At 58.0% G+C, this 7,838-nt stretch carries 6 protein-coding genes; 4 read left to right on the top strand and 2 right to left on the bottom strand.

The window, feature by feature from the left end; translation table 11 throughout:
* Nucleotides 1-82 precede the first annotated feature (82 nt).
* Nucleotides 83-568 carry a UvrD-helicase domain-containing protein gene (locus tag PVW51_RS06355; protein ID WP_274574040.1) on the bottom strand — a complete coding sequence of 162 codons (486 nt, stop codon included), beginning with the start codon at nt 566-568 and terminating at the stop codon, nt 83-85.
* A gap of 241 nt (nt 569-809) precedes the next feature.
* Complete coding sequence (locus tag PVW51_RS06350; RefSeq protein WP_274574039.1) at nt 810-1,208, bottom strand: helix-turn-helix domain-containing protein; 399 nt, start codon at nt 1,206-1,208, stop codon at nt 810-812.
* A gap of 786 nt (nt 1,209-1,994) precedes the next feature.
* Between PVW51_RS06350 and PVW51_RS06345 the strand changes: the two genes are divergently transcribed.
* From PVW51_RS06345 to PVW51_RS06330, 4 genes are read left to right on the top strand one after another with little or no spacing between them, the layout of a single operon-like run.
* Nucleotides 1,995-4,334, top strand: a complete 2,340-nt coding sequence (locus PVW51_RS06345; RefSeq protein WP_274574038.1) for a glycosyltransferase family protein — start codon at nt 1,995-1,997, stop codon at nt 4,332-4,334.
* The gene (locus PVW51_RS06340) at nt 4,331-5,500 is read left to right on the top strand and encodes a glycosyltransferase (protein WP_274574036.1); all 1,170 of its coding nucleotides are present in this window, start codon (nt 4,331-4,333) and stop codon (nt 5,498-5,500) included. The genes PVW51_RS06345 and PVW51_RS06340 overlap by 4 nt, the downstream gene beginning before the upstream one ends.
* Before the next feature lie 19 nt (nt 5,501-5,519).
* Entirely contained in the window at nt 5,520-6,776 is a 1,257-nt protein-coding gene (locus PVW51_RS06335; protein ID WP_274574035.1) for an FAD-dependent oxidoreductase, read from the top strand.
* Complete coding sequence (locus PVW51_RS06330; protein ID WP_274574034.1) at nt 6,773-7,645, top strand: sulfotransferase; 873 nt, start codon at nt 6,773-6,775, stop codon at nt 7,643-7,645. Before PVW51_RS06335 ends, PVW51_RS06330 begins: the two co-directional genes overlap by 4 nt.
* The last annotated feature ends 193 nt before the right edge of the window (nt 7,646-7,838 follow it).

The raw sequence follows: 7,838 nt of genomic DNA, 5'->3' as shown, positions 1-7,838 counted from the left end.
GGGGGGCATTATCCACATCAGTGTAAGGGGGTCATTTTTGGATGCCGATCACCCCGCTACGGGGTCAAAATTGCATGCCTGTTCACAAACACTGAAAACCGTCTGCGGCAGCCACAGCCGCACAACACTCCATCAAACCAAGAATTATTCCCTGCCGATGAACATCGACGAGGTCTTGGGCCTCATCGACCAGCACCAAGGGATATGTTCTTGCCACCCAATGACGAACCTCAGCATCTTTCAACAGTTCACTGGCCAAGAAACAAGGCCCGTCAAATTGGTCTAGCTCCTCGGCCTGCTGCCGCATTTCGTCGGTCAGTTTGGTACTTCTTCGTTTGGCCAACGACTGAGCAAAGGAGTCAAAGGTGAGACAGTCAAATTTTCGTCTGAAAGACGCCTCGGCGTTCAGGCTAGAAGTGAGCCGCCGTCGCGCACCATTCATAAAGGTAAGTGCAAGCATACGTTGACCCTCACCCAACGCATCGTTCTCGATCAATTGCCGGGCATGAGCCACCATGCTGAAGGTCTTGCCCGACCCGGCCGGCCCTTCGAAGAAGTCAAATGTCATTGAGCGGCTCGAACCGGAAGGTCGGCATTTCAGCACCGTCTTCCGTCTCCCGAATGAAAAGTGGAGAACTCTGGACTGATGGGTCAAGCAGAGTGTCACAAAGTGCATTAAGTAGCTGGGCTGCCCGCTTGCGGCATGCGGATTCGCCCATCAGTATCGACGACGTGATTTCTTGTGTCGGTGCGTAGGACTTCCTAAGGTGCCGGGTCGGACGAAACGCACGCCGACACCTAAGTTAAGTTCACCGCATAGTCGCCGCTTCCGCAAGTTCTAGTAACCCTTCCAGCGCTTTCCGAAACGGCCCGTCGAACTCGATTTCGTTTCTAAGGCTCGCCATCCGAAACAACATCACCAAACCTTGTTCTGCATCGCTGAATGGCAACCCAAGTGTGTCGCACAGCACCTCATAGACGCCGGTATGGTAGTCTTCGATCGCAACAAGCAGGAATCTTGTTTGGTCCAAACCCAGGGCCTGCGACAGTGCAGGAACGCGGTCCAAGGGAACCTTGAAAAGGCCTTGCTCCATCATGGTCAGAATGTTTGGATGTTTGAAACCGACCTGATCTGCGATGTCGCGGTGCGAGAGGCCTGAGTCTTTGATGGCTTTTGCAAGCATCTGGGCTGTTGGGCTGAAGTCCATTTTCTATCTCCTGAATGTTCGTTGTGATGATGCGATTTGATAGCGTTCAGTGAGATGTCCGATGAACGGCGCGCCTATTTGATGCGGATGCTTCCCAGGGTCGCAGAGGGGCGCGTTAGGGTGCGATGCGAAGGCTCTTTGGGGGTACCTCCGATCTGCCTTTTTGGGCGCTCAGGGGCGCTTACAGAGCCTTCAAGCCGACCTGCCGGTGCCGAAACAAGGACGCGCACCCAAATCGGATTTCAATGCCTGCTGCGCCCTCTAAGGTGCGACTTGGCTGTCTAGGACCTCCAGTCTGGGGTCACCCTGGGTCTTCGCAAACGAGTGGCAGTCGAGCGGGGCCCGAACAGGATAGGGACAGGCACTGTCGATTTCGATGAGTGTTCTACCGTAGGGGAAAGTCAAAACGAATATCTTTAGAACTTCCCATACATTGCAAATATTTAGCTCCATACAAGGGTGCGGAATTTTGATTTTCCATAGGGGTTACATAGGGTTTTCTTCACTGGGTGGGATGTCCGCATCACAAGCCATTACCGCAACCGCGCCGCATCTTGTGCCTTAATGGATCCAGAGCCTAAGCACTCGCGGCCATACAACAGTGCCTCGTCTGGATTGTCTTTTGTACGACAGTTGACCAGCAAATGCCGAGGCATCAGTATGTTCGCACAAATAGATGCCTCAAATTGAATTTCAGAATTGAATAGCGAGTTGTGACGAATGCGGTATCCCATGATAGCCCGGTCCGTAGATTCAATGCTTAAATGGGCATTTCTTGATCAGCTGATGACAGAGTTGCTTCATCAGTTAGATGCGGTTTTCGAAGAGCCGTATTATCTGACGGTAAACACGGATGTCGCTGCCGCCGGGGTGGATCCGTTTCGACACTTCGTGACGCATGGGCTGCTGGAGGGCCGCGCACCCTCGGCCGGGGTGTCCAATGCGCGTTGCTTTGACGCTTCTGTTGAAATGCTGGGGTCGGAGGTAAGCCTGCGGCGGCAACTGACGCGGTTGCGCCAGATATCTGTGGTTTCCAAAGGAGCCGAGCAGCGGTTGGCAGGCCGGACGCAGGGGCAGGTGCCGCCGTTCTGGTCGCGTCCGGACTTTGGCGTGCATGAGATTGACCTGTCCTATATCCGAAACTGCGCAGACTGGCAGGCACCCCAGGCCACGGTCGCGCAGGCAGTCCGCCAGTTCGCGGCGGAATACAAGGCTGCTTTGCGACCGTTCTCGCCGGTTCTTGTCCCGGATGCGGGTTTTTACAATGAATTGAATGGCACGGATTTGAGCGCGATAGAGATTCAGGAAATCTGGGCGCAGTCAGACACGGCCAACACCGTAATCGTCAGCATGCCGCATTTCATGCAGCACTATTGCGGCGATGCGGCGCTTCATTTCGACGGGTTTGACCAATTGGATTACATCGCGCGGAACGCGCATGTCGACGTGGCGCTGAACCCATTGCAGGCATTTGCGCATTTCATCACCTGCGGGCTGGAGCAGGGCGCGCGCCCGCCGCAAAAGCTTAGCCTTGGGCTTGTCAGCATCATCGACGCCCGGCTGGAGCGGCTGGAAGCGACAGGGGGGCGTGGCATGCCCCGCGCGGCGTTCAAGATGCAGCAATCGGGCCTGCGCAGCGATGTGATCGACAGGTTCGCGCATCAAAACGCGGTCGAGGCAGGCGATCTGGCCGTGCCTGACCCTGAAACACCACGCGATGGACTGCAGGCTTTCTGGACCCGTTTAAACATGGCCACTGCCCGTATCGAGCAGGGACAGCACAGGCAAGCGATTGCGGCGGCGCGGCAGGCACTCAGGCAAGAAAACGGGTCTGTGTTTGCCCTCGACAAGGTGCATGAATCGGCGAGCCTTTGGCATCAGAACCTCCATCGATCCCTGCGTCTGGCCGCCAGATCGGGCAGGGCCATGCCCCCCGAACAGCAATCTTCGGCCCGGTTCACCGACGTCCTTGACGCAGTCCCGCGGTTTCACGCCGGGTCCGCTGAAACCGCGCCCGGGCGTGCAGGGCAGGGCATCAGGCGGATTGGCATCATCGCGGACATGGGGCTGCCGCAATGCAAACGCTACCGCGTGGATCAGAAGCTGGAGTATCTGCAGGCCCTCGAGATCGACTTTGCCCTCTTCGACGTGCATCAGGCGGCGGAACAGGCCGCAGCGGAATGCGCGCTGTTCGACGCCTGGATCTTCTACCGCACGCCCGCCTATTACGCGGTTCTGAAGCTGCTCAACCGGGCACGGGTTCTCGGCCTTCCGACCGTCTTTGAAATCGATGACCTGCTTGTTGATCCCGAGGTCTTTCCCGAAACGCGTGAAAGTTATGGTGCGGGATTTGACCCGGACCAATATGCCGAACTTAAGGTCTTGCCCTATTTATACGCTGGCGTGGCCCGAAACTGCGACTTTGCCATCGCCTCGACACCGGCGTTGAGTGATGTCCTGGGCGGGCTGGTGCGATCTGGCCAATCATTTGTGATGCCCAACGGGATCGATTCCGGCCATCTGAGCGCGCTGCAATCCCTTGGACCGCGGCATGAAAGGCGCGCCGATGATGTGGTCCGCATCTTTGTCAGTTCCGCCACCAAATCGCACAAGGATTACGTGGCAAAGGTGTTTTTGCCACAGGCAATCGAGATCGCCGAGGCGTTCCCCGGCAAGGTGCATTTCTCGCTCTGCGGGGAATTCGCTGAACTGCACGGGCAGTTGAACGCCGCGGCCCGCCAATCCATTGGCCATATCGACCTTGGCTGGGATTATGCGACCTATCTGGCCACAGTACAGAGGTTCGACATCAACGTCGTGCCGCTTGAGAAAAGCACATTCACCGACTGCAAGAGCGAGATCAAATGGCTTGAAGCGGGGTTGTTGGGCATTCCGTCCGTGTTGAGCGCCACGGATGCCTATACTCGGTGTATTGAGGGTGGTGAAACAGGGCTGCTGGTGCGCGGTGATGATTATGTGACGCCGATCAGCCACCTATGTGGCGCACCGGCAGAGCGCGCACAAATAGGGGATGCCGCAAGGCGCGCCGTATTGGCGGGTTTTTCCGTCACACAGCAATGCGCGACGCTCGGCAGCATTTTGGAACGGATCGGGCAGGGCGCATGACCAAACGGGTGCTTTTCGTGAACGTGACCTTTCCCCCTCAGTCGCGCGGCGGGGCCTCGCGCGTGATCGAGGACAATATCGACTGCATGATGCAGGACGACCGCTATGACGCCTGTGGTGTTTTTTGCACGCTGGTGGGCAGCAACATGCCCGGTCGCCATGAAACCTGGCTGCGGGGGAGTGTCCCGGTCTTTGCTGCGGCCTGTCCCTGGCGGGATGATATGGAACGTCTGGTGCGCCGCGATGACATGCTGGAACCGTTTCTTCAGTTTCTGGACCGGGTCCGGCCGGATCTGGTGCATTTTCACTGTATCCAGCGGATGGGGCTGGAATTGGTCGATGCGGTCAAGGCGCGCGGCATCCCGATGGTGTTGACGATGCATGACGGCTGGTGGGTGGCCGATAACCTGTTCATCATTGACGACGATCTGCGGCCTGCTCTCTACGACTACCATGCACAGCGACCCGCCCACGCGCGCAGGCGGATGCACGCGCTCAGCGCGGCCATCGCGAATTTTGACCGGGTGCTCACGGTATCGCGGAAATTCAGAGACATCCTGCTGTCGACCGGCATTTGTGACACCATCGGGGTCAATGAAAACGGTGTGTCGCCGCTGGCGGTGCTGCCCCGGTCGGCCAGTGATACTGTCCGAATTCTGTACATGGGCGGAATCGACAAGCGGAAGGGGTTTCATTTCCTGCGGGCTGCGATCCTCAAGGCGCAGCTGTCAAACACCCATATTACGGTGATCGACCACGCCCGCCGTGAAGGATTTTCGCGCGGGGGCAAATGGGGGACGACAGACATCGAAACCATCGGTTATGTGCCGACAGCCCAGGTCGCGGCGCTTTATGCCGGTGCGGATGTTGTGGTGGTGCCGTCGCTCTGGCCGGAAAGCTTCAATTTGATATCACGTGAGGCATCGCAAGCGGGGTGCTGGGTTCTGGCGTCATCTCTGGGCGCCGCCGGGGATCATATCGAACCGGGAGTGAATGGCGACATTTTCGACACCTCGGAAACAGGCCCGCTGATCGCGTTGCTGCGCGCTATGGACAGCAACCCCGACCGGTTCGAAAAGCCGCGGCCTCCTGTCGCGCTGCGCCCGGTGGCGGATCAGTACCAAGAGCTGCGCGACATCTATGACGCGGTGATTGATGGCGGCTGACCGGGAAACAGATACACCCATGCATCTGGTCGTCGGGCTGGGCATGAGCGGCATCGGCGCGGTGCGGGCTTTGCAGGAGGCCGGGCAGAATTGGTGCGCGGTCGAGGCCCAAGGCACCCCCGGCGGCTGGTCGCAAAGCCGGAACGTATCGGGCTACCGGCTTGATTACGGGCCCCACATCATGCTGGATTTCGATGACGCTCTGCGCCGATGGATGGCGGTGGAGGCCGATTTAACCTTTCGGCAACATGGCTCGAAAAGCGTGTTTTTCTGCGACGTTGCGGGCAGGCCGTTCCCGGTTCCCCTGCCGCTGGGCGATAATATTGCGGACCTGCCATCTGTGCCGCTGCCGGACTTCCCCCTCAACGGAGCCCCCACCTATCTCAGCTATCTGGTGGACAGCTTTGGCCCCGAAGTTGCGGCACGTTTCCTGATCCCCTACGATCAAAAGCGGCTATGCGTCGATCTGGACGCGCTGCCGCCCAAATGGAACCACCGGGTGCTGCCTGCCGGCAAGGCCAAAGTGGGGGAATCCTCTTATCTTTATCCCGTTGACGTGGGAGTGGGCGCGCTGTCGCAATACTTGCTCAGCGGGCTGAACCCCAACCGCCTGCGGTATCACAAGCGCCTGGTGCGCCTGTCGCTGGATAAGAAAAAGGCGTGGTTCTCGGACGGGTCAGTTGCGCGGTTCGCATCGCTCATTTCATCGCTGCCGTTGCCTGAATTTCTCAATCTGATTGAGGAGCAGCCGTTCGATCCCGCAGAGACCAAGGCGGCCCTGCCCTATGCTCGGTCGGACCTGACCTATCTGGCGGTGCGCGCGCCCTGGGCGCAGGAATACGATTTCGCCCGTTTCGCCTCCCGCCAGGTGCCGTTCCATCGGCTGACAGTGCTGTCCGCCTATGCCGACAACTGCTGCCCCCCGGACGAAACCCTGCTGATGCTTGAAACAAATTCCTCTCCCGAGGCGCAAGACCGAGTCATGGCAGACCCCCGCAAGGCGATGGATCAACTGATCGACCTTGGGATGTTTGACCACAACACAGAACTGCGTTTCAGCCACAAAACACAGGTTGAGCATTCCGCGATCTTCATGAATGCCAAAACGCCGGACTTTCTGACGCGGGTGAAAGACAGGCTTGCGGCATCGGACATCCACCTGATCGGCAAATTCGGGCGTTGGGAGGACATGTTGATGGGGCGCGCGCTGAAGAGCGGCATCAGCGCCGTCGGGCTGCAAGATCCCGATGGCCCGGCAACGCGGGGGCGCAGGTGAGCGAGAACAAACCTTTCGGCGATCTGTTCCTGAGCGTCGGTGCATCGAAATGCGGGACGACCTGGCTTTATTGGGTCATGGCAAGCCATCCCGAACTGCATTTCACGCCGGAGAAGGAGCTGCACTACTTTCACTACAAATACGGTCAAGAAGCGATCCTGAGCAACGAAAGACGGTTGCAAAACGCGACGGCGCGTGTCCTGTCGCGCATTGATCCGGCCCGGTCCGATATCCATCAGGTCAGGCGCAACCTGCGCTTTCTCGACGCCTATCTGAATGAGCCGATCAACGATATATGGTACGCTAACCTCTTTCGGGCAAAGCGTCGGGGCACCTACAGTTGCGATTTTTCGAACTTCAGCGCCTTGTTGCCTGCGCAGGCCTGGCCTGAGATTGCGGCCAACTGTGACAAGCTCAGGGTGCTCTTTACCATGCGCGATCCGATGGACCGGCTGTGGAGCCACGTTAAATTTCACCTGCAAGTAACCGGTCAGGTTGACAAACTGGACACATGGAGCCCGGAGGAATTTCGCACATTCGCCAGGCGGCCCTTCATTTGGGACAATTGCGAATACGGTGTCGCCTTGCGGAAAATGACCGCAGGACTTCGGCCTGAAATGTTGCATGTGCAGTATTACGAAGACCTGTTTTTGGACACCGGCGCAACGCTCGGGGCGCTCGAATCCTTTTTGGGGATCGCCCCGCGCAGCTATCCGTCGGATCGTCTGGAAAGGAAGGTGAACGCAACGCTTGAGCGCCCGATGCCGGATTTCTTTCCCGACCTTTTCGGACCAGACCTCGACCGGATCGCAAGCGAAGTCGAAGACCTGGGGTATACCTTGCAGAAAAGCTGGCGGCGCTGGGGGTAAACGGGCACTTGGAGCGGCACGAAAATGCGACAGGTCCAATATCGTTTCTATCCAGCTTACGATCGCATTAAGAGGCTGCGGCAGCTTCAAGTAGCCGCAAAGTGTATCTTGTAAAAATGTGTTGCTAATCAAGCGCAAACGCACTGTGATTTAGCTGAAACGTTGCAAGATAGTCGGCAACAAACCTCCCTGA

The organism is Sulfitobacter sp. PR48, from assembly GCF_028807335.1.
In the GTDB taxonomy this organism is placed as follows: Bacteria; Pseudomonadota; Alphaproteobacteria; order Rhodobacterales; family Rhodobacteraceae; genus Sulfitobacter.
The sequence above is the reverse complement of the archived record's forward strand: the minus strand, read 5'-3'. Positions and strand labels throughout refer to the sequence as shown.